We start from the raw sequence: 26,850 nt of genomic DNA on the forward strand, positions 1-26,850 counted from the left end.
CGACTCGCAGCCCGCTCACCCGAGACAATACCCGCCACCGAATGACATCCGGGCTACGGCAAGGCGCGCTGGCGGCTCTGCTGGCGGTACTGGCGGGCTGCGTCACCCAACCACCGGCCAGCCCGCCACCGACCAAGCCCATTCAGGCATCCCGCCCCGTGGTGAAGGCGCCGCCGCCCGCGACGCCCAAGCCACACCTGCGAATCATCGGCCAGGGCAAGGCTTCCTATTACGCCTCGCGCCTGCACGGCCGACGCACCGCCAGCGGCGAACGCCTGAACAACACCGACCTGACCGGAGCCCACCGCGAGCTCCCCTTCGGCAGCCGAGTGCGGGTGACCAACCTGGCCAACCAGCGCTCGGTGGTGGTACGTATCAACGACCGCGGCCCTCATGGCGGCGGGCGCATCATCGACGTCTCGCGCAAGGCGGCCGAGCAGCTGGGCATGCTGCGCAGCGGCACCGCAAGAGTCCAACTGACCCTGGAGCAACCATGAGCACAAACAGCAAGCGTGGCGAACAAGTTCGCCGCCAGGTAATGGGCGATGCCTTCGTCGACCGCGCCCTGAACAACGCCACCGAATTCACCCAGCCACTGCAGGACTTCGTCAACGAGCATGCCTGGGGCGGGGTCTGGACCCGCGAAGGCCTGGATCGCAAGACCCGCAGCCTGATCACCCTGTCGGCACTGACCGCACTCAAATGCCCGCAGGAGCTCAAGGGGCATGTACGCGGCGCCCTGAACAACGGCTGCAGCGTGGAGGAAATCCGCGAAACGCTGCTGCACTGCGCGGTCTATGCCGGCGTGCCGGCCGCCATCGACGCCTTTCGCGCCGCCCAGGAAGTCATCGACGAACACCGGCAGAACAACTGAGCAGCGACTCCCGGAGCCACCTAAACGGTGAAAATGCGGGGCGAATGCCAAACCCGCACCCGTGACCGCCACCCTGAGAATGCGCGCATGAAATGCCTGATCAACCTCTTGATTGCCCTGAGTACCGGCCTGGCAAGCACGGTGCGAGCAGACAGCATCATCTGGCTGAATTCGGAATTTCCGCCCATGGCCATGAGCCAGGGGCCCCAGGCTCATCAGGGCTATATCAATGCGCTGGCCAGCTTCCTCGGGGAGGCCCTGCCGCAGCATCAGTTCGATGAACAGGTCGTGCCCTGGCAGCGAGCCATGCACATGGCCGAAAAAGGCGGGCCCTACTGCCTGTTGGCCGCATTCCAGACGCCGGAACGAGAGGCTTACCTGCGCTTCAGCAAGCCATATGGCCATGTGTTCCCGCTCGGTCTGGTCGCACGCCGCGCGCAACGCGAGGCCTTTGCCAGCTACCTCAACGCCAATGGGCAGATCCAGCTGGCGCGCCTGCTGCAGGATGAGCATCTGCGCCCCGGCATTGCCAGTCAGCGCAGCTACGGCAGCCTGATCGACAACCTGCTGAAAAGCGCCAGCGATTCGCAGGGCGCACCCATTTCGCAGATCCACCAGAGCGAGTCCACCAGTGGGCTGTTCAGCATGCTCGACCACCAGCGGATCGACTACACCTTCAGCTATCCCGGCGAACTGGTTTATTTCGCGTCACGCCATCAGGACCTGCAGTTCTACCTGATCGAAGGCAACGACCGCCTGCTCCCCGGACGCCTGAGTTGCACGCGCAGCCCGCAAACCGATCAGGCCTTTGCGGACCTCACCGGCATTCTCGAAACAAACAGGCATCAGGACGTACTGCGCAGCAGCTATGAGCGCTGGTTGCCCGACGACCTGATCGCCCCCTACCAGCGCATGCTCAAGGAACTCCCTCGCGAGTGAGACGCCGCGCTTAGCGCCGTACCGGGCGCTTCTGCAATTTGCGCTGCAGGGTGCGCCGATGCATGCCCAAGGCGCGAGCGGTAGCGGAGATGTTGCCATCGTGCTCGGCCAGCACGCGCTGGATGTGCTCCCACTGCAGGCGGTCCACCGACATCGGGTTTTCCGGAACCAGACTGTCCAGATCGGCGTGTTCGGAGAGCAGCGCAGTGAGTACGTCATCGGCATCGGCCGGCTTGCACAGGTAGTTGCAGGCACCACGCTTGATCGCCTCCACTGCGGTGGCGATGCTCGAATAGCCGGTGAGGATCACCACACGCATCTCGGCGTCCAGCTCCAGCAGCTTGGGCAGCAGCACCAGGCCGGAGTCGCCCTCCATTTTCAGGTCGAGCACGGCGTAATCCGGCAGATCGGCCTTGGCGATTGCCAGGCCCTCTTCGGCCGAGTTGGCCACGCTGACGCGCAGACCGCGGCGGTCCATGGCCCGCGCCATGACCCGGGTGAAGGTCGGGTCATCATCCACCAGCAGCAGATGGGGCTGTTCTTCACCTTCGAGCAGATGCTCTTCGCTCATGCTGATTCCTCTCTGTGCGTCCGTCAGGATAGCCCGAACGAACGCGGCAACTTCAATTCGGTGAGGGTCCCGCCCTCTTCATGGTTATACAGTTTCACCGTTCCGCCGGCGCGCGTCACGCTGGCCTGACTGAGAAACAGGCCGAGACCGAAGCCCTTGCCTTTGGTGGTGAAGAACGGCCTGCCCAACTGCTCGGCGATGGCCAGCGGCACGCCGGCGCCCTTGTCGCGAATGCCCAGCACCACCCACTGATGATCCCAGTTGAGCTGGATGTCCAGCTTGTCCGGGCAGGCATCGGCGGCATTGTTGAGCAGGTTGAGCAGCGCCTGGGTCAGGTCGGCCGGCGGCATCAGCCGCGGCGCCGCGCCCACGCCGAGGCACTGGTAGCGGTAGGTCGCCTCCGGGCGCATCAGGTGCCAGCGGTTGAGGGTCGACTCCAGCCACTGCACGGCCGTCTGCTCGACCACCGCCTGACGGCGGTCGGCCTCGGCGGCACGCACCAGTTGCTGCAGGGTGTCCTTGCACAGCTTGACCTGTTCCTGCAGCAGGGCCAGATCGTCCTGCAACGCCGGCTCATGGCGATGTTCCTGACGCAGCTCCTTGAGCAGCACGCTCATGGTCGCCAGCGGCGTACCCAGCTCATGGGCGGCGCCGGCCGCCTGGGTGGCCACGGCCAGCAGCTGCTGGTCACGCATGTGCTCCTCGCGCCGCTCGGCCTGCAACTGGTCCTGACGACGCAGGGCACCGGCCATCTTGACCACGAAGAAAGTGATGAAGGCCGCCGACAGGGCAAAGTTCAGCCACATGCCGAACAGGTGCAGGCTGATCATCAGCGCCTCATGTTCGACGCCCTGCAGGTGCAGCGGGTGATACCAGATCAGCAGAGCGGTATAGCCCGACAGCGCCAGACCGCTGAGCACCATGGAGTAGATCCACGGCAGGGTAGCGGCGGCGATGGTCAGCGGCACCAGGTAATAGGACACAAACGGGTTGGTCGAACCGCCACAAAAATACAGCAGCACGCTGTGAATGATCAGGTCGCCGGCCAGCTGTACGGCATATTCCTGCTCGGTCACCGGCCATGGCCCGCGCAGACGCAAGGCGGTGAGCAGGCACAGACTCGCCGAGAAACCCAGGGTGATACCGATCGGCAACCAGGCCAGCGGCAGCAGGTCGGACAGCCAGGCGAAGCCGACCGAGCCGGCCTGGGCGGCCAGCACCAGGATGCGGATCAGGGTCAGGCGCCAGAGATTCTGGCGACTGGCGGATAGCAGCTGAACGGGTGTGTACATGGCATCTCCGGTAAGTGGCGGCGAGTATAACCAAGGCACCGGAAGGCAACCGTTGCCCTGCGGCAACAAACCGCAGGCTGAACCATGACAATTTTCCCGGATCTGCTAACTGGCCGTTGAGAACGCTGGCGATGGCAACGCACGACTGCCTGGATGCAGGAGGGAGGGCGACGCTGGAAGCCAAAAAGCCGAGTTAATTTTCAACGTCCGGTTAACCCGTTAGCCGCAAGTGCAACGTCTACCCTGATGACAACCGCTTGCGGCCCATTCGCCAAGGAGTTTGCATGACCCCGTCCATCCGTCTCGCCCCCCTGCTGCTGCCCGTCGCCCTGCTGGCCGGCGCGGCCCAGGCCGACACCCTGCACTACAACCAGATCAGCCTGCGCGCCGAAGTGAGCCAGGAGGTGGCCCACGACCTGATGCAGGTCACCCTCTACAGCGAAGCCCAGGATAACGATCCGGCCAAGCTGGCCGCCGGCATCACCGAGAGCCTCAACCAGGCCATTGCCCGCGCCCGGCAGAGCAAGGGCGTACAGGTCAGCCTGGGCAGCCGCCACAGCTACCCGGTGTACAGCGACAACGGCCAGCGCATCAGTGCCTGGCGCGAACGTGCCGAGCTACGCCTGGAAAGCGCCAAATTTGCCGAACTGTCCGAGCTGACCGGCGAACTGCTGCAGCAACTGAAAATGGGCGGCATGAGCTTCAGCATCGCCGACGGTACGCGCCAGGACAGCGAAGACGCCCTGATCAAAAACGCGGTGGAAGCCTTCAAGGCCCGCGCGCAACTGACCAGCGAGGCACTCGGCGGCAGCGGCTACAAGCTGATCAGCCTGAACTTCACCAGTGGCTTCCAGCCACCGATGCCGGTGCGCATGGCGGCAATGAAGAGCATGGCCATGAGCGACGCAGCACCGGCCCCGGAAATCGAAGCGGGCAGCAGCAAGGTGACGCTCAGCGCCGATGGGGTAATCGAGGTACAGATGCCCTGAGAACCTATTCAAAGTCTGCTGCGCGTCGGAAAAACTGCGTTGAAAGTGGCTTCGGAATGCTCATTTACCACTCGTAAACTCCGCTTCCTCAGCCACTTTCGCCTTGTTTTTCTCTAGCTCGCGAGACTTTGAACAGGTTCTGAGTTCAACAGGCGGCTAGCGCAGCCGGTCGACTGGCACGGCCTGACCGGCCGCGACGCGGGTGATGAACACCGCGTCCGAGCCCTGATGATTGCTCGGCGAAAAGGCGACCGGAAAGCCGGCCAGGTCGATCTGCAGAAAGGCCAGGGCCTGCACCAAGGAGGCCCGGGTCGGCTGCGGCCCGGCCTCACGCAGGGCGGCGACAAACACCGCCGCATCGATGTAACCCTCCAGCGAGGCGTAACCGATATCGGCCGCTGCTACATCGGCCTGATACTGGCGGATCAGCGCCGAAGTGCGGTCCTGCGGGGACGGCACCACCTGGCTGATATGCACACCGTCGCCAGCCAACCCGGCCTCGGTGATGAAGTTGTCGGTACCGACAAAGGACACCGTGAAAAAGCGTGCATCCAGGCCACTGACCCGCGCCTGGCGAATCGCCGCGGCCAGCTGCTTGTAAGTGCCAACAAAGAAGATCGCCTCTGGCTGGCTGCGCTTCAGCTCGGCCACCGCGGCCGCCACATCAAGCGAATTGCGCTGTACCCGCGCTTCGCCGTGAATTTTCAGTTCGCGTCGGTGCAGAGCACCGGCCAGGCCACTCTTGACCGTCTCGCCGAAAGAGTCGTCCTGCATCAGCAGCGCGACCTTGCTCAGACCGAGGTCGCGCGTCATGCGCTCGACCATCGCCTCGGTTTCGTCGAAGTAGGAGGCGCGCACATTGAACACCCAGGGGTGCACCGGCTTGCGCAACACCTCGGCCCCCGTGAAGGGGAACAGGTAAGGCACCTCGGCCTGCAGGGCAATCGGCATGGCGGCCCGCGAGGTCGGCGTACCGACATAGCCAAACAAAGCAAACACCGCGCCGGAGGTAATCAGCTGGCGGGTCTGCTCGGCGGTACGGGCCGGCTCGTAGCTGTCATCACGCAGCAGCAGGCTGACCCTGCGCCCATGCACGCCACCGGCGGAATTGACCCGGGCGAAGTACGCCAGGGCGCCAGCATGCAGCCCCTTCCCCAGGCCGGCGGCCGGCCCGCTCTGGGCGTTGACCATTCCCAGGCGCACCTCGTCGTCACTCACGCCATCCTCGGCCCTGAGCCCGCCGACAACCAGCGCGCTCAGCAGAGCAGCCGCCAGCCAGCGACCGACGGCCAGGCCTGGACGGTGACGCGGGAGGGTATGGCGAAACACTGACAACATGCAGCTCTCTCAGGTAGTTGTTGGGCAACCGGTATGCAGTCTGGCTGAAACCTCGCGCTTGTGCACGAATCACCCCGCTCAGGCGGTTTGAAAGAAACGGTAGAACTGGCGCAACTGGGCCTGGGCATCGCCCACGCTGACCGGTGTGAAGCGCAGCGCTTGCTGCGCCGGGCATTGCGCCAGACGACTTAGGTCCAGCGGGTGCAGCCAGCCGAGAATCGGATACCCGCCCATGCTCTGATGATCGGCCTGCAGGATGATCGGCTGACCATCGGGCGGCACCTGAATGGCGCCGCGCGTCACCCCCAGCGACCACTGCCGTCGTGGTGGCTCGATGGCCTGGCCGCACAGGCGCGCCCCCATGCGGTCGGAGTGCGGGCTGAGCTGCCAGGCCTGCGCGAAGAACGCCTGCAGTTCGTCCTCGGCAAACTCGGCAGCATCGCCGCCGGTGATCACCCGCAGTACGGGCGAGCAACTGTAATCCGGCCGATACGGCCAGGGCAGGCTGGCGGTTTGGCGAAACTGTGCAGGCGCACACAGCAAGCGATCCCCCACCTGCAACGCCCTTCCACCACCGCCATGGCCGCCCAGCCCTTCGCGGTGCTGGCAACTGACACTGCCCAGCACGGCCTCACCACGAAAGCCCCCGGCGACCGCCAGGTAGGCCCGCTGGCCTCGCTGGGCGAAGCCCAGTTTCAGACGCTGCCCGGCGCGCAGCGCAAAGCGCGTCCACAAAGGCAGCGGCTCGTCATCACGGCGCAGCGGCAGCTCGGCGCCAGTCACCGCCAGCCAGGTATCGACCTGGCTTTCCAGCTCGACGTCGCCCAGAGCGATCTCCAGCAGTGGCGTGCCCCAAGGGTTGTCCAGCAGGCGATTGGCCCAGGCGGCCGCCTTCAGATCCAGCGGCCCGGCCGGCGAAACGCCCAGGTGCAGCCAGCCCTGACGGCCGCCATCCTGCAGCAGGGTCTGCGGTCCCGCCCGCAGCACGCGCAGGCCCTTCACCGCGGCCCACCCAGAGCGCGATAAGCAGCCTCATCAATGGCGTGAAAGCGCACCCGGTCGCCGATGGCCAGCGGGCTGGGCGGCGTCTGCCGGGCATCGAAGAGAGGCAGCGGGCAACGCCCCAGCAAGTGCCAGCCGCCGGGGGAAGCCTGCGGGTAGACCGCCGTCTGCCGCTCGGCAATCGCCAGGCTGCCCGCTGGCACCCGCGTGCGGGGCGTGGCCCGGCGCGGCAGCTGCAGCCGCGAATCCAGCTCCCCCAGATAGGCAAAGCCCGGTGCGAAACCGATGGCACCAACGCGGTATTCCACCGCACTGTGCAGAGCAATCACCTCGGCAACACTGAGGCAACAGGCTTGTGCCACCTCGTCCAGGTCCTCCCCCGCGTACCACACCGGCCACTCATGCAGGCGCCCAGCCTGCTCCGGCGCCGGCTCGGCCAGCCAGACTTCCAGCAGCGGCGTCAGACGGGCCGAGAGCGCCAGGTGATCGATCTGCAGCAGGTCGTAATGCAGCAGCAGAGTGGTCCAGCCCGGCACCAGATCAATCAGCAGAGGCCCCAGTTCGGCACGAATGCGTTGCGCCAGTACCGCCAGGCGCAGCGGCAGCTCGGCATCCGGCGCCTCGGCCAGCACCAGCAACAGGGCTTCGGCACCAGCCGGTTCGAGGCGGATCACAGGCTGTCCAGTTGCGCCCGCAGCCGGCGCAGCACCGCCAGGGATTCGGCGTTGTCGCCATGCACGCAGAGGCTGTCGGCCTCAAGACGCAGCGGACTGCCATCGAGCGCGGCAAAAGGTTCGCCACGGGCGATGGCCAGCGCCTGTTCAAGAATGCGCTCGGCCTGCTGGTGCACCGCACCGGGCAGGCGGCGCGGTGCCAGGCTGCCATCGGCCAGGTAGGCGCGATCGGCAAAGGCCTCGCGCAGCAGCGGCACGCCGGCCGCCTCGGCCAGCCGTCGCTCTCGGGCATTGCCGTCGCTCTGCTGGCCGCCACGGGCCAGCAGCATCAGCGGCAGCCCGGCACGGTAGCGGGCACAGGCGCGCAACACCGCCTGCAGCAGGTCATCGCGCAGCAGCAGATCGTTGTACAGCGCGCCATGGGGTTTGACGTAATCGATCTGCGTGCCCGCCGCCCGGCAAAAGGCATCCAGCGCGCCCAACTGGTACAGCACCAGCGCCTCGACCTCCTCGGCCGAACAGGCCAGATGACGCCGGCCAAAGCCCTGCAGGTCGGGGTAGGAAGGATGAGCACCGATGCTGACACCATGCTCGCGGGCCAGCAGAACACTCTGCTGCATGATCAGCGGATCACCGGCATGAAAGCCGCAGGCCAGGTTGGCCTGATCGATCAGCGGCATGGCCAGAGCATCATCGCCCATCTGCCAGGCGCCGAAGCTTTCACCCATGTCGCAATTGAGGAGAATTCTGTTCATCCGCGAAGCTTAAGACGGGAAACGGCTCGCGGCCAGCGGGAGCGGCGCTGCCCGCTCCCGCCCGAGCGTCAGTACACGTCGCGCCGGTAACGACCGCGGTCCTGCAACTGCTCCAAAGCCTCGCGCCCGAGCAGTTCCTGCAGAACTTCGTCGACGCCCGCGGCCATGCCTTTCAGGCTGCCGCACACGGCCAGCACCGCGCCCCGCTCCAGCCAGCGCTGCAGCTCGACCCGCGCCTCGCGCAGACGATCCTGCACATAGATCTTCTGCCGCTGGTCGCGGGAAAACGCCAGGTCCAGTCGCTGCAGATGACCATCAGCGAGATAGCCCTCCAGTTCTTCGCGCAAGAAGAAGTCATGCTCCCGGTTGCGCTCGCCAAACAGCAGCCAGTTGCGCTGGCGACCCAGAGCCACTTGCGCCTGCAGCAGACTGCGCAGACCGGCCAGACCGCTGCCATTGCCGATCAGGATCAGCGGCACATCCGCCTCCGGCACGCGGAACGCCGGATTGCTGCGAAGACTGGCGCGCAGGCTCCCACCCAGCGCCAGACCGGTGGTCAGCCAGCCGGAGCACAGGCCCAGACGGCCATCGCTCAGGCGCTCCTGACGCACCAGCAACTCCAGCACACCGGCGGCAGGCAGCGAGGCGATCGAGTAGTCGCGCAGCGCGGCACCGGTCTCATTGCCCGGCTGCACCTGGAGCAGATCACCGGCCTGCCACTGGGAACCCTGCGCCCCCTGCAGCCGCAGGAGGAACAGGGGCGAGCCGCTGCTGCCGGGGTTCAGGCAGCGCCGCTCCAGCAGAGTCCAGTTTTGCAGAGCTGGCGCCAACTCGGCCGTTGCCGCCGCAGCGCCCAGCTCGACCAGTTGCTGCTGCCAGCGGCTGAGCGACGCGCTGTCGCCGTTGTCCACCTCGACCGGGCTGAACAGGCTGCGCGCGCCCTGCCGCCCCAGCCAGTCGTGCAGGCGCCGGGCAAAGCCGCAGAACTGCTGATACTGGCGATCCCCAAGAGCCAGCACGGCATAGCTCAGCTCGCCCAGCGCCAGCTCGCCGGCCAACAGCTTGCGCTCGAAGCCTCGGGCATTGTCCGGTGCCTCGCCATCACCAAAGGTGCTGACCACGAACAGGGCGCGACGGACCTGCTGCAGCTTTTGCGCATCCAGGCGGGCCAGCGGCTGCACCTGAACGGTATGACCGGCCGCCTGCAACTGGCCGGCACTGCGCCAGGCGAGCTGTTCGGCCATGCCGCTCTGGCTGGCAAACCCGATCAGCCAGGGTTCGTCTGTACCGCTCTCACCGGTGGCGACTCGCGCGGCCTGCACGGCTTTTTTCTTGCGCCGGCGGTCCAGGTAGAGCAGCCAGCCGGTGATGGCGAACAGCGGCATGGCCAGACTGGCCAGCGCCATCAGGATGCGCCCGAGCAGGCCGAAGTATTCACCGGTGTGCAGCGCATAGACGCTGCCCAGCAGCTGCGCGCCGAAGGCTTTGTCGGCATAGCGTTCATGCTTGAGCACCCGACCGCTGTCCGTTTCCAGGGTCAGTTGATTGAAGGCCCGCGAATGCCCGGCATCCTCCAGCAGATAGAACAGCGTGGCTGGCTGCCCGGCCACCGGCGGCAGGCGCAGGTTCCAGGCCGCAAGTTGCGGACCGGCCGCCTGCTGCAGGCTGTGCCACAGCGCCGGGTAATCCACCGCTGGCGGCGGGCCGCTGGGGACGCCCGGTTGCCCCGGGCGACCGCCTTCACGGCGGCCTTCGCCGGGCTTGCGCTGCTCGCCGGCCGGCGCATCGCTGAGCAGGCGGGTCATGCCATCGCGATACCAGTCATAGGACCAGTACAGGCCGGTCAGGCTGGCGCACAGGTAGAACAGCAGCGCCCAGGTGCCGAAGACCGCATGCAGGTCCCAGTTGAAGGCACGCCCCTTCTTCGCCCAGTCGAGGGTCAGCCAGGCACGCCAGTTCAGCGCCTGGCGCGGCCAGCGCAGGTACAGCCCGGACAGGCAGAAGAACACCAGCGCCAGGGTGCTGGCCGCCGTGATCTGCTTGCCGGTATCGCCCATGGCCAGGAAGCGGTGCAGCTGCAGCATCAGGCCGAAGAAGCCCTGCCCCACCGGCTGCGCGAGCAGTTCGCCGGTGTAGGGGTCGAAGAAGCGCATAGGTCCGCGGCGCTCGCCTGGTGGCGGGGTGAAGAACACCCGCGCCGCCTGCCCGTCACGCTGATCGACCCACAGGCCGGAGACGGTCTTGCCTTCGGCCGCTTCGATCTTCGCCACCAGCTCGGCCGGCGGCAGGATGCCCGAGTCACGCACCTCGACCCTGAGTACCTCGGGATTGAGGGCACCCATGATCTCGCCTTCAAAGGCGTACAGCGCACCGGTAACGCCCATCAGCGCCAGCACCAGGCCGGCGGTAATGCCAAAGAACCAGTGCAGTTGGAAAACGATCTTCTTGAACACGACAAACACCTTGATCAACAGGCCACGCCCATAACGGCGCACATTCTAGATAGGAAGCATTTGCATCTGCTTGAGGTTTACCCAGCCTTTACCTTGGGCAGCTCGACTCACAGCCGCACCAGTAATTCGGGCGTGATATCCGCCAGTTCGCGGCAGCCGCACAGGGCCATGCCGACTTCCAGCTCTTCACGCAGCAGTTTGAGCAGGTGTGCCACGCCCAACGCACCAGCCGTGGCCTGGGCATGCACATAGGGCCGGCCGATGAGCACCGCATCAGCACCCAGGGCGATGGCCTTGAGCACATCCGTGCCGCGGCGGATACCGCCATCCACCAGCAGCAGTGCCTCGGCCCCCACGGACTGGCGAATCGCCGGCAGCATCTTCACGGCCGGTAACTGACTGTCCAGTACGCGACCGCCGTGGTTGGAGGCGATCACTCCGGCGGCGCCAGCCTGCATGGCCTGCCGCGCATCGGCGGGGTGCAAAATGCCCTTGAGCAACACCGGCAGCGGGCTGTGCCGGCACAACCAGGCCACCTCGTCCCAGCGCGGCGCCAGGGCCAGCAGGCCGTCGAACACCGGACTCTGCCCAGACTGCAGCTCGGGCAGACGCGGCGACTCATCCACATTCACCGCACGGACTCCCTCCGGCAGCTGGAAACCCGCGCGCTGCTCACGATTACGCACACCGCTGACCGGTGCATCCACGGTCAGCACCAGCGCCTGGTAACCGGCAGCAGCAGCCCGCTCGGCCAGCGCCAGCGTGCGCTCGCCATCGCCCTGCCAGTAGAGCTGGAACCACAGCGGGCCCTGCGCCACCTCGGCAACCGCTTCCAGGGAGGTCGAGGAAAACGAGCTGAGCACCGCCGCGCCGCCCATCACCCCGGCGGCCATCGCCGTGGCCAGCTCGCCCTCGGCATGGAACAACTGCTGGTAGGCCACCGGTGCCAGCAGAATCGGGTGCTGCAGCTCCTGCCCCAGCAGGCGGCAGCGGGTATGTCCGCCGCGCAGATCACGCAGCATCCGCGGCAACAGAGCCCACTCCTGCCAGACCTGCAGGTTGGCCTGACAGGTCAGCTCATCGGCCGCGCCGCCCTCCAGATAGACCAGGGCATTCTCGTCCAGCCGCTGCCGGGCATGGCGCTGGTAGTCGGCGGCCGACACCAGATCGGCAGGAATCCCGCTCAGGGGCGGCAAGCGCGACATGCTCACTCCCCCCACTGGCGCAGCAGGTTGTGGTAGGTGCTGGTCAGGCTGAGCACTTCTTCGCTGTCACCCAGTTGGCCGCGCAGCTTGAGGATGGTCATGTCCAGGTCGAACAGCATCTTGCGCTGCCAGGCATCACGCACCCAGCTCTGGGTCCAGAGAAAGGCGGCGATGCGCGCGCCGTCGGTCACCGGCTCAACCCGGTGCAGGCTGGTGGAGGGGTAGACGATGGCGTCACCGGCGGCCAGTTTGACCTCGTGCTCGCCGTAGGTGTCCTCGACGATCAGCTCGCCGCCTTCGTACTCCTCGGGCTCGCTGAGGAACACCGTGGTCGACACATCGGTGCGCACCTGCACACCGCTGAAACGGTCACGCTGCAGGGCGTTGTCAACATGATTGCCATACTGCCCACCGCCGCGGTAGCAGTTGAACATCGGCGGCAGCATGTGCCGCGGCAAGGCGGCCGAGACGAACAGCGGGTGCCGCGCCAGGGCATCGGCGACGCGCTGCGACAGGCCGGCAAAGGCCGACGAGTCGGCCGGAAACTGCAGGTTGCGCTTGAGCTGGGCAGCCTGAGCACCAGAGGTCCGCGCGCCATCGACCCAGTCATGGGCAGACAGTTCGGCGCGCAGCCCGGCGACTTCCGCCTTGCTCAGTACCTGGGGGATATGCAGCAACATCTGTGGTTCTCCTCGCTCAACGCAGGAAGCCCGCTTACGCGGGCTCCCTGGTGTGACGGCCGGTTAGAAGCTGAACTCGGTGGTCATCATGGCCGAGCGCGGCGTGCCCAGGACCATCCGTGCACCACTGTTGTTGAGGGTGGAGATGTACTCCTCGTCGAACAGGTTGTAGACGTTCAGGCGCAGGTTGACGTTCTTGTTCAGGCGATACGCGGCCATGGCATCGGCCACCCAGTAAGACGGAATTTCCGGCATGTTGGTGGTGCTGCTGTCGGCGCCCTTGGCGATCAAGCGATCCTGGTCGGAGACGTAGCGCGCGCCACCACCGAGAGTCAGGTCACCCAGGGTGTAGGAGGTCCACAGGGTAGCGGTCAGGTCCGGCGACCAGCGCACGCCGGTGTTCTCGGTAACAACGCCCGCATTGCTGCGGCTGACCTGATCGAGCTGCTCCGTGTCCATGCTGGCGATGCCGGCGCTGACCTGCCAGAAGTTGGTGATCTGTCCGACCATGCCCAGCTCGACGCCGGTCACGCGGATCTTGCCGTCCTGCTGGTAGCTGTCGCTCAGCGCGTCGTAGGACACCTGATTGGTGTTCTCGGTACGGTACAGCGCGGCGGTCAGGTTCAGGCGCTCATCCAGCAGGTCCCACTTGGTGCCCAGCTCGACATGCTCGGTTTCCTGAGGGTCCAGGTTTGGCTGGCTATCGCTGGACTCGGAGGTCGACAGGGCGAAGTTGCCACTGCCCGGCGGGGTCAGCGAGTTGGCGTAGGACAGGTAGATGCTGCCGTTCTCGGCGGGCTTGTAGACCACGCCGGTGTTCCAGCTGGTCAGGTCGTCCGAGCTGTCCAGATCATACGGAGTCAGCAGGTAATCGTTGCTTGCCGAGGTCGAGGCAATCGACACCAGTGAGGCGCCCTTGGTATCGGTGCGGTAATGCTCGAAGCGCACACCAGCATTGACCGACCACTGCTCGTTCAGGTGCAGGGTATCGAAGGCATACAGCGCTGCGGTATCGGTGGTGCCATCGCTGTACACGCCGGTCTTGTAGGGCTTGCCCAACACGTCATGGGCGTTGGGGTCATACAGATTGGCATTCGGCAACGCTACCGCCGCATAGGTCACGCCATCGATCAGTTGCAGAGCGGTGGCACCGGACTCGGTGCGCTGGCTCTCGCGCATGAACTCGACGCCGGTGGCCAGGGTGTTGCGCAGGCCGAAGGTGAAGAACTCGGTGCTCAGGTTGGTCTGGTTGGCGGCGATCTCGTTTTCCTGGTCGGTCAGCTGGCGCGAGCGGCTGACAGTCCAGTCAGACGGATCACTCGAGCTATTCGCCGACAGGGTATTGACCCCGGTGAGGATGCGATCCGTGGTGGTTTTGCCAATGCGCGAGGTGTTGCGCACGGTGGTCACGTCATTCAGATCGTGCTCCAGCTTGACGGTCAGCATGTCGGCATCGACATCCTCGTAGTCACCGGTGCTGCCGTAGAAGTTGTCCTCATCGACCTTGCCACCGGCGCGCAGACGAGCGTCCGCGTTGTAGAAACCGTCCATACCGATGGTCGGGATACCGCCATCCGGGACATTTTCCTGGCGCACATGCTGGCTGTAGACGTACAGACGGGTATCGCCATCCAGGCCGAACGCCACCGCGGGCGCCACGGCGTAGCTGCTGTTTTCCACGTAGTCGCGGCCATCGACGCCACCGTCGCGGCGCATCAGGTTCAGGCGCAGGGCGGAACCCTGGCTCATGGTCTGGTTGATGTCGGCGGTCATGGCTGCCTTGTCGGCGGTGCCGTAACCCAGGGTGCCGCTGATGCTGTCTTCCAGGGTCGGCAGCTTGGACACCAGATTGATGTAGCCGGACGAGGCGCCACGGCCGATATCGGAGCCGGCGGCGCCCTTGACCACTTCCACCTGTTCCAGGTTGAACACGTCTCGGCTGACCGCGCCAAGGTCACGGATGCCGTCGACGAAGGTTGAGGTCTGAGTGGAGAAGCCGCGCATCATGAAGGTGTCGCCGGCCGAGGTGTTGCCATTCTCACCGAGCTGCATGGTGATGCCGGGAGTGTTGCGCAGCGCCTCCATCAGGTTGCTGGCGCCCTGCTCCTGGAGCATTTCCTTCTTGATCACCTGAACGGTCTTGGGGGTGTCCAGCAGGTCTTCGGTCATCTTGTCGTTGGCACTGCGGCTGGCCTTGTAGGAAGGCGCCTGGGCGGTATCGCTGACGCTGATGGCCGGCAGGCTCAGTTCGCCCTTCTGCTCCTCGGCAACGGCCAGGGCTGGAATGGCGGCGGCGATCAGTGCGGCCAGCTGCGTGGCTTTGTGGTGTTTGCGACTACGAATGGACATGGACTTCCCCAACTCGAAACAGGTAAATGCCCTTCGCGGCGCCTGCACCTCTGCGGATGAGTGCGCCGCGCCAAGGGCGGTAAGTTCGAAGCGGAGCGGATGTTAATCATTATCATTTACTATCGCAATAAAGGATCATCCGTTTTCGAGAAAAAATATCATTCAGGATGAATTCGCATAGCCAGGATGGCCATTGGCTCGGCCAGAAATGCAAAAACCCCGGCTAGCCGGGGTTTTCTTGATGCTACGGAACGCTTACAGGTAATAGGCCTTCAATGGCGGGAAGCCGTTGAACTCCACCGCGCTGTAGCTGGTGGTGTAGGCACCGGTGGACAGCCAGTACAGGCGGTCGCCGATCGACAGGTTGAGCGGCAGGCCGTACTTGTAGTTCTCGTACATGATGTCGGCGCTGTCGCAGGTCGGGCCGGCGATCACCACTTCTTCCATCTCGCCCTTCTTCTCGGTCCAGATCGGGAACTTGATCGACTCGTCCATGGTTTCGATCAAGCCGCTGAACTTGCCCACATCGACATACACCCAGCGCTCCACGGCGGTACGCGACTTGCGCGCGACCAGAACCACTTCACTGACCAGGATGCCGGCGTTGGCGATCAGTGAGCGGCCCGGCTCGAGGATGATTTCCGGGAGGTCGTCACCGAAGTCTTCCTTGAGGAAGCGGATGATTTCCTCGGCGTAGGTTTCCAGGCTATTGGTGCGGGTGATGTAGTTGGCCGGGAAGCCGCCACCCATGTTGATCAGCTTGAGTTCGATGCCGTCTTCTTCCTTGAGGCGCTCGAAGATCACCTTGACCTTGGCGATGGCCGCGTCCCACACGGAGATGTCGCGCTGCTGGCTGCCCACGTGGAAGGACAGGCCGTAGGGCACCAAGCCCAGGTCGCGAGCAAGGATCAGCAGGTCCATGGCCATGTCGGTCTGGCAGCCGAACTTGCGCGACAGCGGCCAGTCAGCCGTGGTCGAGCCCTCAGTGAGGATACGCACATAGACCTTCGAGCCCGGCGCGGCCTTGGCGATGTTGCGCAGGTCCGCCTCGGAGTCGGTGGCGTACAGACGCACGCCCTTCTCGTAGAAGTAGCGGATGTCCTTGGATTTCTTGATGGTGTTGCCGTAGCTGATGCGCTCCGGGCCGACACCGGTGGCCAGCACCTTGTCCAGCTCATAGATGGAGGCGATGTCGAAGTTCGAACCCTTGTCGCGCAGCAGCTCGATGATCTCGACGGCCGGGTTGGCCTTGACCGCGTAGTACACCTTGGCGAATTCGAAACCGGCACGCAGGTCGTCGTAGGCCTGGCCGATGATCGCGGTGTCGATCACCACGAAGGGGGTTTCTTGCTTGTCGGCGAAAGCCTTCATTTTCTGGAAGGTTTCGCGCGGGTAGTAGTCTTCGACCTTGATCGGCATGCAGGGAACTCCAAATGGCTAAGGCAAGCTATGGGTGCTTAACAGGGATGTTGGCTCGTCGAAGAGCCGCGAACGTCTAATCCGTTTCCCCACTTTGGTTCGCCTACTTCCCAAGGCATGTCGCCGAGTACCCTGCGGGTCTCTCGTCGTCAGTACTTGAGCCGGATGGATCGTTTCCAGCATGGACGTTCGGGCGCGAACTTTAGGACCATGAGCCCTACAGATCAATCAAAAATTGCCGCCTTTTTGCACCCGGTTGTCGCCTGCTCGATTGCCTGTTTTCGATCCTTAACAAAACGTCCGGAATGCTGCACAAACCGGGGATTTCACCCACTTTCCGAGCGGGCGCCGCGAGGCTCGGCTTTACCGGTATAATCGCCGCCTTTTTTGACAAACTGACTACTCAGTCGACAGGTTTCCCAGCATGAGCATCCAGGCCGCCGAAGTGGCGAAGCGCCGTACCTTCGCCATCATCTCCCACCCCGACGCCGGTAAGACCACCATTACCGAGAAGCTGCTGCTGATGGGCAAGGCCATCGAGGTCGCCGGTACGGTGAAGTCGCGCAAGTCCGACCGCCATGCCACCTCCGACTGGATGGAGATGGAAAAGCAGCGCGGCATTTCCATCACCACCTCGGTGATGCAGTTCCCCTACCGCGCGCACATGGTCAACCTGCTCGACACCCCCGGCCACGAAGACTTCTCGGAAGACACCTACCGCACCCTGACCGCGGTGGACAGCGCGCTGATGGTGCTCGACGGCGGTAAAGGTGTAGAGCCACGCACCATTGCCCTGATGGAAGTCTGCCGCCTGCGGGATACTCCAATTGTGAGCTTTATCAACAAGCTCGACCGCGACATCCGCGACCCGATCGAACTGCTCGACGAGATCGAGGCGGTGCTGAAGATCAAGGCCGCGCCCATCACCTGGCCGATCGGCTGCTACCGCGACTTCAAGGGCGTCTACCACCTGGCCGACGACAAGATCATCGTCTACACCCCCGGTCACGGCCACGAGCGCACCGAGCAGAAGGTGATCGACAAGCTCGACTCGGACGAAGCCCGCCAGCACCTGGGCGACCTCTACGAACGCTTTGTCGATGAGCTGGAACTGGTGCAGGGCGCCTGCCACGAATTCGACCAGGACGCCTTCCTCAAGGGCGAGATGACCCCGGTGTTCTTCGGCACCGCGCTGGGCAACTTTGGCGTCGACCAGGTGCTCGACTGCATCGTCGACTGGGCGCCGCAGCCACTGGCCCGCGCGGCCCACGAGCGCGTGGTCGAGCCAGTCGAGGAGAAATTCTCCGGCTTCGTGTTCAAGATCCAGGCGAACATGGACCCGAAACACCGCGACCGCATCGCCTTCATGCGCATCTGCTCCGGTAAATACGAGAAGGGCATGAAGATGCGCCATGTGCGTATCAAGAAGGATCTGAAGATCGCCGACGCCCTGACCTTCTTCTCCAGCGAACGCGAGATGCTCGAAGAGGCCTATGCCGGTGACATCATCGGCCTGCACAACCACGGCACCATCCAGATCGGCGACACCTTCAGCGAAGGCGAGGTGCTCGGTTTCACCGGCATCCCGCACTTCGCCCCGGAACTGTTCCGCCGAGTGCGCCTGAAGGACCCGCTGAAATCCAAGCAGCTGCGCCAGGGCCTGCAGGAGCTGGCCGAGGAAGGCGCGACCCAGGTGTTCTTCCCCGAGCGCAACAACGACATCATCCTTGGCGCCGTCGGCGTGCTGCAGTTCGACGTGGTCGCCAGCCGCCTCAAGGAGGAATACAAGGTCGAATGCGCCTACGAGGCGATCAACGTCTGGTCGGCACGCTGGATCGAGTGCGACGACAAGAAGAAGCTTGAGGAATTCAAGGAAAAGGCCTTCGAGAACCTGGCGGTGGATGGGGGCGGCCACCTCACCTACCTGGCGCCGACCCGGGTCAACCTGAGCCTGATGGAAGAACGCTGGCCGGATGTGAAATTCCGCGCCACACGCGAGCATCATTAAGCCCTAGCGAAGCCGAGCATAAGCATATGCTCGGCTTTTGCCGCGACGATTCGAGCAGCACACTTCCCACGGACAAGGCACTGGCTTAGGCTGGTCACTCAACCTACAGGGAGTAGTTCCATGCGCACGATGCTCTTCACCGCCTTAAGCCTGCTCGCCAGCCACAGCCTGGCCGGAGTGGAAATCCGCCAACCTTACTGGTACGTGCAACTGGCCTGCGAAGGCTACAGCCAGTGCTTTGCCTCCAGTAACGGCAGCTACAGCGCCAACCAAGCCTCGGCGCGCCGCTTTGATGACCCAGGAAAGGCGCAACGCTTCGTCGACAGCTTCACCAGCAGCATACGCGACAAGTCACCGCAGATCGTTCAAGGCTTCGACAGCAAGTGCGTAAATGAGACTGAAGCTCGTCGCCTGCAGCTCTCCGGCAGCTCTTGCCAGCCCTGATGCAATGCACCTGATCGACACCCACACCCACCTCGACTTTCCTGAGTTCGACGCCGACCGCGCAGCACTGCTAACGCGCAGTCGTGCACTGGGGGTCGAGCGCCTGGTGCTGCTCGGCGTCTACCAGGCCAACTGGCAACGCCTGTGGGATCAGGTGCAGCAGGAGGATGGCCTGTACGCCGCTTTCGGTCTGCACCCGGTCTACCTTGACCAGCATCAGCCCGAGCACCTGCAGGAGCTGCGCGACTGGCTGCAGCGCCTGGCGGACAACCCCAGGCTCTGCGCAGTGGGCGAGATCGGCCTGGACTACTTTCTCGAACAACTGGACCGCACGCGGCAACAACAGCTGCTCGAGACGCAGCTGAAACTCGCCATCGAGTTCGAGCTTCCCGCCCTGCTGCATGTACGCCGCGCTCATGCGGCAACCATCGCGACGCTGAAACGCTTCAAACCAGCACGCGGCGGCATCATCCACGCCTTCGCTGGCAGCCTTGAAGAAGCCCGCGAATACCTCAAGCTCGGTTTCAAACTCGGCCTGGGCGGCGCGCCCACCTGGCCGCAGGCGCTGCACCTGCGCAAGGTAGTGGCGCAACTGCCGCTGGAGTCCATCGTGCTGGAAACCGACGCCCCGGACATGGCGCCCGTGATGTTTGCCGGCCAGCGCAACAGCCCTGAGCATCTGCCGGCGATCTGCTCCGCCCTGGCCGAGCTGCGCGGCATCCCGGCTGAAGAGCTGGCCCTGGCCAGTACGCGCAACGCCTGCGAACTGTTCCGCTGGCCGATCTGACCGGCATGAAAAAGCCCGCACAATGGCGGGCTTTTTCAGCGCAACGCGAGGTCAGTGGCGGCGCACCTTGAACGCACCGATGAACTGCTTGAGCTGGGCCACCTGCGCCGACAGCTCGCGGCTGGCCTGCTCGGTCTGACTGGAGCCTTCGGCCGTGCGCTCGCCGGCCTGGTTGATCTGCACAATATTCTGGTCGATGTCGTGCGCCACGGCCGTCTGTTCCTCGGCCGCGGCGGCAATCTGCTGGTTCTGGTCGACGATCATGCCCACCGCGCCGAGAATATTCTCCAGCGCCTGCTGCACCTGCCCAGACTGATTGACCGTGCCATCGGCCATCTGGTGACTGACATTCATGGCCTTCACCGCGGCACCGACACCTCCCTGCAGCTTGGCAATCATCTGCTCGATCTCCTCGGTGGACTGCTGAGTGCGCTTGGCCAGAGTGCGCACCTCGTCGGCCACCACGGCAAAGCCGCGGCCCTGTTCGCCGGCACGCGCCGCCTCGATGGCGGCATTGAGGGCCAGGAGGTTGGTCTGTTCAGCAATGCCCTTGATCACTTCCAGCACCCGACTGATAGAGGCGCTATCGGCCGCCAGCTGGTTGATGACCGCCACGGACTGATCGATCTCGGCCGCCAGACGACGGATGCTGCCGACCTGATTCTCGACCAGGCTGCGGCCACTGACGGTCTCGTCGTTGACGCTCTGCGCACTCTGCACCGCCGCCGCCGCGCTGCGCGCCACCTCCTGAGCGGTGGCCGACATCTGATTCATGGCCGTAGCCACCTGTTCGATCTGCCCGCGCTGTTCATAGACCGCCTGGTTGCTCTCGCCGGAGACAAGTTCGACACGATCCGCCTGGCGCTCCACCTCGATCACTGTCTGGCCAACGATATCGATCAGGTCGTGAATCTTCGCCACGGTGTCGTTGAATACCTGACCCAGCTCGCCCAGCTCATCCTGGCTCTGCGCCTTGAAACCGACGGTCATGTCGCCGGCCGCCACCTTGTCCATCACCTGACCAAGGGTCTTCAAGGTGCTGCGGGTGGACACATAGAAGCCGCCATACAGATAGACAATGACCAGGAACACCAGCACCAGCGCCACCACCAGCAGGACGGTATCGGTACGTTTCGCAGCCAGACGTGTCTCCAGAACCGAGCGCAACAGCTCAACGGAGGCATCATTCAGGGCATAGGTCTTTTCCAGATGGGCGCTGACCTGCTCGAAATAGCCCTGCCAGGGCTGATCCAGGCTGTCGGCAACGATGATCTGGTCTTCGAAGAAGGTGGAAACCTCCTTCAGGCTGTTCAGGCTGTCCTCAGCCTTGGACGACAGCGCCGCCTTGGCTTCACCGCCCGCCAGTGCCTCTTTCAGGCGTACCGAGTACTCGCCCTGCAGCTTCTCCAGCTGCAGCAGCAGGTCATCCATCTTGGTGCTGGATGATGAGTTGAGAAACCCCTGCGCTAGGGAGTAAGCCCCCACAGCCCGGCCCACGGCGATATTGGCAGTCACCTGCGGGGTGAAACCCGTGATCAGCTCGGTCAGTTGGCGTACATCGGCGCGGCCGTCCTGGCTAAGACCGGCCTGGGCGGCGACGTATTTTAGAAACACCTGGGAACTGCCCAGCTGCTTCTCCACTGCGCCGGTCTTGCTCTGCAGCGAGGTTTCCGCACGCACGGCCTTGAGTGCCTGGAGCAGGGCATCACGCTTGCTGTTGAAGTCCTCAATTTCCGCCGGGTGATGGGAAACCGACTGCATCTCCTCCACGCGCTGAATCAGCCCCTGCTCCAGCTTGGTGATTTGCGTCTCGATGTCCCCGGCCTTGCCGGACTGCCCGACCATGGCATTGACCTGCACCAGGTCATTGAGGGTTTCCAGATCGCGCCGCAATTGCAGGCTGGAAGACAACAGGTCGAGACTTTCCAGCTCGGACTTGGTGTTCTGGTATTGCGTGTAGGAGTCGCTCACCAGGTAATAGTTGGTAATGCCCATGGGCAGGAAGAACATGACGCTAATCAGACTGAACTTCATACCAAAGCTCAGACGATTCATCAGTGCGATAGCCGGATACAACACGGTCTTCACGAGACGTCTCCTGTTATTTTTCTACGCCCGCCCAAGGGGCAAAGCCATTCTGGCACGTCGGCATGGGATAAAGCTGAAGCGGCAGACATGCGGACACTGCCATCAGGCTCTCTGATAGCCACCCATCAAAAGGCATAATGCCATCATTACTTTCTGGTAAGGCCGTCATCAACAATTATCGGCCCCCGTTTGCGGAACTTAAGGTGCAGCATGAACAACTCGTTACGGCTCGGTATAGACCTTGGCGGCACCAAGATCGAAATCATAGCTCTGGCCCCAGACGGTCGCGAACTGCTGCGCCAGCGCTGCCCGACTCCCGGCGGAGACTATGCAGCCACACTGGCCGCCATCGCCCACTTGGTCAGCCAGTGCGAACAGCAGCTCGGCCAGCACGGCAGCCTGGGCATTGCCATTCCCGGCACGCGCTCGGCCGACCATGGCCGCATCAAAAACGCCAACTCCACCTGCCTCAACGGCCAACTGCTGCAGGAAGATCTGCAGACTCTGCTGCAGCGCCCCATCCGCCTGGCCAATGACGCTGACTGCCTCGCCGTCTCCGAGGCCTGCGACGGCGCCGCAGCCGGTGCGAAAACGGTCTTTGCAGTGATTATAGGCACAGGCGTGGGCGGTGGCCTGATCATCAACGGACAACTGTTGCAGGGGCCGAACGGCATCAGTGGCGAATGGGGTCACAACCCCCTGCCCTGGCGCTCAGCAAGCGATGGCGAACCACGTCGCTGTTATTGCGGCAAGCAGGATTGCATCGAGACCTTTCTCAGCGGACCGGGCTGGGCGGTTCGCAGCGGCCTGCTGGGAGATGCGCGCAGCCTGGTGCAGCGCGCGCAGCAAGGCGAAGAGAAGGCCGTGCAGGCACAGCAACGCTATTACGATCAACTCGCACGCGCCCTGGCCAGCGTGATCAACATCGTCGACCCCGAGGTGATCGTCCTCGGTGGCGGACTCTCCAACATCGCCGCGCTGTACCACGAAGTACCGCCGCTGCTGGCTCGCTACGTCTTCTCCGATCAGGTCAACACGCGTCTGGTACAGGCTCGCCACGGCGACTCCAGCGGCGTTCGGGGCGCCGCCTGGCTGTGGCAATAGCCGGTCAGATCAGCAGCAACCACACCGCCCAGGCGGCGTACCAGAGCATGGCTGCGCGAATCAGCAGTTGCCACAACTGATCCAGCGTGGCGACCCCATCAGAAGCATTGCCGGCGTCGCTCAGATCAGCTGCCGCCTGACCGCTGACCGCCACCAGCCCCGCGGCACCGGCCTGCCAGTTGAGCAGATCATGCAGCAGCACCCTGCCAACCGCGGTGAAATCCCCCACCAGCGCGAAGGCGCCCGCAAGCAAACGCACCGGCAGCCAATCCAGTGCATGACGCCACATGCTCACCTGCTGGTGCAGTGCCGGGCTAGCCGCATGCTCCTCCAGCAGGGCCAGCAGGCGATAGGCCAACGCAAACACAGGCCCCGCAAGGGCGTACCAGAAGATCACCGCAAAGAAACTCTGATAGGCCTGCCAGAGCAGATGTACCTGCACCTGCCCCAGCAACGACGACTCACCTTCGGCAGCAAGACCGAGGTCGCGCTGCATGGCCAGATAGGCTGCCTCCCGATCGCCGCGCCGCCAGGCATCGCGAAACGGCCCCAGCGAGGCCATTACGTCACCGCGCCCCAGGGCGTACACCAGCACAAGCAAATGCACCGGCAGAGCCAGCCAGCCGTAGGCCACCGACTGCAACAGCCACAGCAGCAGCGCCAACAACAGCATCGGTAACAGCACCAGTCGCAGCAGTTGCCAGGTATCACCAGCCTGCGTTGTCTCAAGGCCGCGCAGCTGGCGCAACCACCAACCATCCTGCTGAATTCGCTGGCGCAGGGCAGAAAACTTCTCGACCCAGATAACCAGCAACATCACCAGAAAACTCATTGACTGCTCTCCTCTTGTGGCAACCCGGCAAAATACTGCTTCCAGTCAAATGCAGGCCCCGGATCGGTCTTGCGCTGCGGTGCGATATCGCTGTGTCCACAGATTCGCTGACGCGTCAGCAGGGGATAGGCGCTCAGCAACTGATTCGTCAGTTTCTGCAGCGTGGCATATTGCGCCGCGGTATAGGGCAGATCATCCGTACCCTCCAACTCGATGCCCAGGGAAAAGTCGTTGCAGCCCTCACGCCCGGCAAAGCTGGAAACGCCGGCATGCCAGGCCCGCTCGCGGCAGGATACAAACTGGGTCAGGCTACCGTCACGCTCGATCAGAAAGTGCGCCGACACGCGCAATTCGGCAATGCTGGCGAAGTAGGGATGCGCATCGCTGGGAAGCTGATTCTGGAAGAACTGCTGCACGCGCCCACTACCGAACTCCCCTGGCGGCAGGCTGATGTTGTGAATCACCAGCAGGGACACTTCGTCCACAGGACGGCTATTACAGTTCGGCGACGGGCAATGAATAGCTCCTGCTACCCACCCGCTGTCGATATCCAGATGCAGCTCAGTCACACGTATTCCTGCCGCAAGAAAAGCGCGAGGATAACAGAGTGCGCCAGCCATAAATGCAAACGCCCGGCAGTACCGGGCGTTTGCAAGAGCTGCGTTCAGGCGCCTTTCATGCGGCGCAGATTGCCGATCACCGACTCCAGAGCCCGATCAAACAGCAAGGCATCATCCAGCAGGCGCACAGCCTGCCGGCGAAACTCCACGGCCAAGCCCATGCGGGTCTTCTCCAATACCTTCATACCGGTGCGGTTGACGAAGATGAACTTGCCCGACGGTTTGATCACCGCAGCCAGTTTGCAGCGCAACTTGTGCTCCTCATCTTCCTGAATCTCCACCCAGCTGCCAACTCGCAGGGCATCGACCTGAGCCAGCACGGCCTCATCCTCGACCACCGGCTGTTCCTCGCGCTCGCGGCGCTCGCCGGGCGCCAGCAGAACAATCTCCTCGATCACTTCCACCATCGGCGCCGGCTCACTGAGCTCCGGCGTGCTATCCAGTGGCAGCACTTCAGCCACCTGCGATAGCGCCTGCGCCTCGACAGCACTGACCGCAGCATCAGCCTCCGGCTCCTGCCGCATGCGCTGGAAAGCCTGCACATGCAGCGCTTCAAGACCGGCAAACAACTCGTTGACCGCAAAGGGGTCCAGCGATGCCTCGGCCATGCCTTCGCGCAGACTGCGCAGCAGGCCAGGCACCATCTGCAAAAGACGCAGGCGGTCCTCGGCGGTTTCCGGCGTGGACACGCTCCACACCAGATCATCCATGGTCGCCGTGGCATCGCGCCAAGCTGCAGAGTCACCACCATGCTTGAGGTTGACCAGCAGCAGCACCTTGCTCCAGGCCTCTTGCAGCAACCGCACCACTGCCGCCGGCAAGGTTTTGCCCAGCAGCCGCTGATTCATAGCCTGCTCAACCGCCAGGCGCGCCTGTTCGGACTTGGCGCGGCCCTCTTCGGCATCACGCATGCGCTGTTCCAGCAGTTCACTGCGACGGCGCTCATTGCCGGTAAACGCGACAAAGTCGGCCAGCAACTCGGAGAAGATCCGCGGGTCATCGACAAAGTCATTGAGCAGCCGCTGCACCACCTGCTCGATCTTCTGGTACAGGCTGTCGCGTTTCTCGGCATCGTGCTCACTCCAGCCCAATGCCGCCGTGGCGATCTCATTGAGCAGCCGCCGAGCCGGGTGACTGCCACGATTGAAAAACGCCTTGTCCTGCACCGCCACCTTGAGCATGGGAATCTGCAGACGTGCGATCAGAGCCTTCAGCGAATCCGGCAGAGCCCGGTCATCGAGAATGAACTCGAACAACATGGAGATCAGGTTGATCGCATCATCATCGACCTGCCCCACCACGCGGGTCTTGCCCGACTTGGCGCTGGCCTTGCTGAGCAGCAGATCGAGCTTTTCGCGCAGCTCCTCACCACTGATCTGATTGGCTGCCGGCAAGTGCTGCTGCAAATGCGAGAGGAGCCGGGTCAGATCATTACTGGTGATCGGCACAGCATCGGCCGGCAGTTCGCGCAGCGGCAAGGCTGAACCGCGCAGCTGAGTCATCAGCCCCTGGAAGGCGGCAAAGGCTTCCTGCATGTCCTCGCCAGCGCCTGCAAAACTGGCCGACGACTCCGGCACAACAGGCGCGGCCGGAGCAGAGCGCGCGCCCGATCGAGGCTGCCGAGCCGCTGGCGGCGCCGACTTCAACTCCGGTAGAACACCGGCCTGCACCAGAATCTGATTGGCCTCGGCATATAACTGGCCCATCTCACTGAGCACATACTTTTCAAACAGTTTGTAGATGATCAGCTTGATGCGGATATCCACGCCCAGGTCAGCACAGGCGCTGACAAAACTCTCGCATACCGGCCTCGGGCCCAGCGGGTTGCTGGTGTCATCAATCTTCTTGTGAATCAGGGTATTGATACGCGTGGTCAGGTGGTGCAGCGCCTGGGCATCCCGACTGAGCACCTTGGCGGCCATGGCATCGACCGCCACCGACTCTTCCAGCTCGTCGTTCTGCATCAGGCTGAGGCCTTCCAGCGCCACTGGAGTCAGCTGCGGTGCCTGGCCCACGCTGTAGCGTGCCAACTCGGCAAAGCCCTCGAAGACCTTGCGCAGAAAACCATTGGCGATGCTCTTGCGCTTCAGGCGCAACTCACGCATCGCCTCGAACAGATCATTCTGCTCGGCATTTGATGTGGCACGGTCCGCCATCTCGAACAGACTGTCGTCGGCGTTATCGAACAACGCCTGCAAGTCCTGTTTAAGCTGGAGGGCAGCCTTGTCACGCAATTGCGTCAACGCCACGGGCAGTCTTCCTACCTGGGTGTGAGAGGTATGCTCAGGGGCCGGCCGATTCAGCGGCACCACATTCGCATCAGTCTGCATTTCAGTTCTCCTGCAGGCCAATGTCCAGCCTGGAGCATCAGCCCGCATCAACAACCGGAACGCCAGTACAAAAAAGGTCAACCCTCTGGCGTCAATT

Annotated in this window: 22 protein-coding genes and 3 pseudogenes; 8 read left to right on the forward strand and 17 right to left on the reverse strand. The window is 63.8% G+C overall.

Annotated features, from left to right (window positions below; all coding sequences use genetic code 11):
* The first annotated feature begins 41 nt into the window (after window positions 1-41).
* From HNP49_RS18880 to HNP49_RS00885, 3 genes are all read left to right on the forward strand, one after another.
* Window positions 42-497 carry a septal ring lytic transglycosylase RlpA family protein gene (locus HNP49_RS18880; protein WP_184681109.1) on the forward strand — a complete coding sequence of 152 codons (456 nt, stop codon included), beginning with the start codon at window positions 42-44 and terminating at the stop codon, window positions 495-497.
* Window positions 494-874 carry a carboxymuconolactone decarboxylase family protein gene (locus tag HNP49_RS00880; RefSeq protein ID WP_184679792.1) on the forward strand — a complete coding sequence of 127 codons (381 nt, stop codon included), beginning with the start codon at window positions 494-496 and terminating at the stop codon, window positions 872-874. Before HNP49_RS18880 ends, HNP49_RS00880 begins: the two co-directional genes overlap by 4 nt.
* Window positions 875-961: 87 nt before the next feature.
* Complete coding sequence (locus HNP49_RS00885) at window positions 962-1,813, forward strand: TIGR02285 family protein (protein WP_184679794.1); 852 nt, start codon at window positions 962-964, stop codon at window positions 1,811-1,813.
* A 10-nt stretch (window positions 1,814-1,823) separates the two neighbouring features.
* Here the strand turns inward: HNP49_RS00885 and HNP49_RS00890 are convergent, their stop codons facing one another.
* A complete protein-coding gene (locus HNP49_RS00890) occupies window positions 1,824-2,384 on the reverse strand; it encodes a response regulator transcription factor (protein WP_184679796.1) in 561 nt (186 codons plus the stop codon).
* Window positions 2,385-2,407: 23 nt separating this feature from the next.
* Window positions 2,408-3,676 (reverse strand): ATP-binding protein, encoded by a 1,269-nt coding sequence (locus HNP49_RS00895; protein WP_184679798.1) that lies wholly within the window; start codon window positions 3,674-3,676, stop codon window positions 2,408-2,410.
* A gap of 284 nt (window positions 3,677-3,960) precedes the next feature.
* On the opposite strand from HNP49_RS00895, the gene HNP49_RS00900 reads away from it, so the two are divergent.
* On the forward strand, window positions 3,961-4,665 hold the full coding sequence (locus tag HNP49_RS00900) for an SIMPL domain-containing protein (protein ID WP_184679800.1): 705 nt from the start codon (window positions 3,961-3,963) through the stop codon (window positions 4,663-4,665).
* A gap of 156 nt (window positions 4,666-4,821) precedes the next feature.
* On the opposite strand, the gene HNP49_RS00905 is transcribed toward HNP49_RS00900, so the two are convergent.
* The 10 genes and pseudogenes from HNP49_RS00905 to HNP49_RS00945 all read right to left on the reverse strand — a co-directional run bounded on the left by HNP49_RS00905 (window position 4,822) and on the right by HNP49_RS00945 (window position 16,540).
* Entirely contained in the window at window positions 4,822-6,003 is a 1,182-nt protein-coding gene (locus tag HNP49_RS00905; RefSeq protein ID WP_184679802.1) for an ABC transporter substrate-binding protein, read from the reverse strand.
* 78 nt (window positions 6,004-6,081) lie between these two features.
* A complete protein-coding gene (locus tag HNP49_RS00910) occupies window positions 6,082-7,005 on the reverse strand; it encodes a biotin-dependent carboxyltransferase family protein (protein ID WP_184679804.1) in 924 nt (307 codons plus the stop codon).
* Window positions 7,002-7,679, reverse strand: coding sequence for a 5-oxoprolinase subunit PxpB (gene pxpB, locus HNP49_RS00915; protein WP_184679812.1), 678 nt, complete (start codon window positions 7,677-7,679; stop codon window positions 7,002-7,004). The genes HNP49_RS00910 and pxpB overlap by 4 nt, the downstream gene beginning before the upstream one ends.
* Window positions 7,676-8,434, reverse strand: coding sequence for a 5-oxoprolinase subunit PxpA (locus HNP49_RS00920; RefSeq protein ID WP_184679814.1), 759 nt, complete (start codon window positions 8,432-8,434; stop codon window positions 7,676-7,678). Before HNP49_RS00920 ends, pxpB begins: the two co-directional genes overlap by 4 nt.
* A gap of 89 nt (window positions 8,435-8,523) precedes the next feature.
* Window positions 8,524-9,345, reverse strand: a pseudogene (locus tag HNP49_RS18885) (flavodoxin); the annotation flags it as partial.
* Window positions 9,340-10,929, reverse strand: a pseudogene (locus HNP49_RS18890) (PepSY domain-containing protein); the annotation flags it as partial. The pseudogenes HNP49_RS18890 and HNP49_RS18885, both read right to left, overlap by 6 nt.
* Window positions 10,930-10,994: 65 nt before the next feature.
* Window positions 10,995-12,092 (reverse strand): alpha-hydroxy acid oxidase, encoded by a 1,098-nt coding sequence (locus HNP49_RS00930; RefSeq protein WP_184679818.1) that lies wholly within the window; start codon window positions 12,090-12,092, stop codon window positions 10,995-10,997.
* A gap of 2 nt (window positions 12,093-12,094) precedes the next feature.
* On the reverse strand, window positions 12,095-12,772 hold the full coding sequence (locus tag HNP49_RS00935; RefSeq protein ID WP_184679819.1) for a Fe2+-dependent dioxygenase: 678 nt from the start codon (window positions 12,770-12,772) through the stop codon (window positions 12,095-12,097).
* Between the two features lie 63 nt (window positions 12,773-12,835).
* On the reverse strand, window positions 12,836-15,121 hold the full coding sequence (locus HNP49_RS00940; RefSeq protein ID WP_184679823.1) for a catecholate siderophore receptor Fiu: 2,286 nt from the start codon (window positions 15,119-15,121) through the stop codon (window positions 12,836-12,838).
* A gap of 255 nt (window positions 15,122-15,376) precedes the next feature.
* Complete coding sequence (locus HNP49_RS00945) at window positions 15,377-16,540, reverse strand: type III PLP-dependent enzyme (RefSeq protein ID WP_184679826.1); 1,164 nt, start codon at window positions 16,538-16,540, stop codon at window positions 15,377-15,379.
* A gap of 424 nt (window positions 16,541-16,964) precedes the next feature.
* Here HNP49_RS00945 and HNP49_RS00950 point away from each other — a divergent pair, with 424 nt between their 5' ends.
* The 3 genes from HNP49_RS00950 to HNP49_RS00960 all read left to right on the forward strand — a co-directional run bounded on the left by HNP49_RS00950 (window position 16,965) and on the right by HNP49_RS00960 (window position 19,779).
* Entirely contained in the window at window positions 16,965-18,548 is a 1,584-nt protein-coding gene (locus HNP49_RS00950) for a peptide chain release factor 3 (protein WP_184679828.1), read from the forward strand.
* 120 nt (window positions 18,549-18,668) lie between these two features.
* Window positions 18,669-18,992: a hypothetical protein gene (locus tag HNP49_RS00955; protein WP_184679830.1), complete on the forward strand. Its 324-nt coding sequence runs from the start codon at window positions 18,669-18,671 to the stop codon at window positions 18,990-18,992.
* Between the two features lie 4 nt (window positions 18,993-18,996).
* Window positions 18,997-19,779 carry a TatD family hydrolase gene (locus tag HNP49_RS00960; protein ID WP_184681110.1) on the forward strand — a complete coding sequence of 261 codons (783 nt, stop codon included), beginning with the start codon at window positions 18,997-18,999 and terminating at the stop codon, window positions 19,777-19,779.
* A gap of 51 nt (window positions 19,780-19,830) precedes the next feature.
* Here the strand turns inward: HNP49_RS00960 and HNP49_RS18895 are convergent, their stop codons facing one another.
* Both HNP49_RS18895 and HNP49_RS18900 read right to left on the reverse strand, forming a co-directional pair.
* Entirely contained in the window at window positions 19,831-20,553 is a 723-nt protein-coding gene (locus HNP49_RS18895) for a methyl-accepting chemotaxis protein (protein ID WP_409372521.1), read from the reverse strand.
* A gap of 144 nt (window positions 20,554-20,697) precedes the next feature.
* Window positions 20,698-21,834: pseudogene (locus HNP49_RS18900) on the reverse strand (methyl-accepting chemotaxis protein); the annotation flags it as partial.
* A gap of 243 nt (window positions 21,835-22,077) precedes the next feature.
* Here HNP49_RS18900 and HNP49_RS00970 point away from each other — a divergent pair.
* Window positions 22,078-22,971: an ROK family protein gene (locus HNP49_RS00970; protein WP_184679835.1), complete on the forward strand. Its 894-nt coding sequence runs from the start codon at window positions 22,078-22,080 to the stop codon at window positions 22,969-22,971.
* A gap of 4 nt (window positions 22,972-22,975) precedes the next feature.
* On the opposite strand, the gene ampE is transcribed toward HNP49_RS00970, so the two are convergent.
* From ampE to HNP49_RS00985, 3 genes are all read right to left on the reverse strand, one after another.
* Window positions 22,976-23,803: a regulatory signaling modulator protein AmpE gene (gene ampE, locus HNP49_RS00975; protein ID WP_184679837.1), complete on the reverse strand. Its 828-nt coding sequence runs from the start codon at window positions 23,801-23,803 to the stop codon at window positions 22,976-22,978.
* Window positions 23,800-24,363, reverse strand: coding sequence for a 1,6-anhydro-N-acetylmuramyl-L-alanine amidase AmpD (gene ampD, locus HNP49_RS00980; RefSeq protein WP_184681112.1), 564 nt, complete (start codon window positions 24,361-24,363; stop codon window positions 23,800-23,802). The genes ampE and ampD overlap by 4 nt, the downstream gene beginning before the upstream one ends.
* Before the next feature lie 104 nt (window positions 24,364-24,467).
* Complete coding sequence (locus HNP49_RS00985; protein WP_184679839.1) at window positions 24,468-26,753, reverse strand: DUF1631 domain-containing protein; 2,286 nt, start codon at window positions 26,751-26,753, stop codon at window positions 24,468-24,470.
* Window positions 26,754-26,850: the final 97 nt, after the last annotated feature.

Origin of the sequence: Pseudomonas fluvialis, from assembly GCF_014207935.1 — a bacterium.
Taxonomy (GTDB): domain Bacteria; phylum Pseudomonadota; class Gammaproteobacteria; order Pseudomonadales; family Pseudomonadaceae; genus Aquipseudomonas; species Aquipseudomonas fluvialis_A.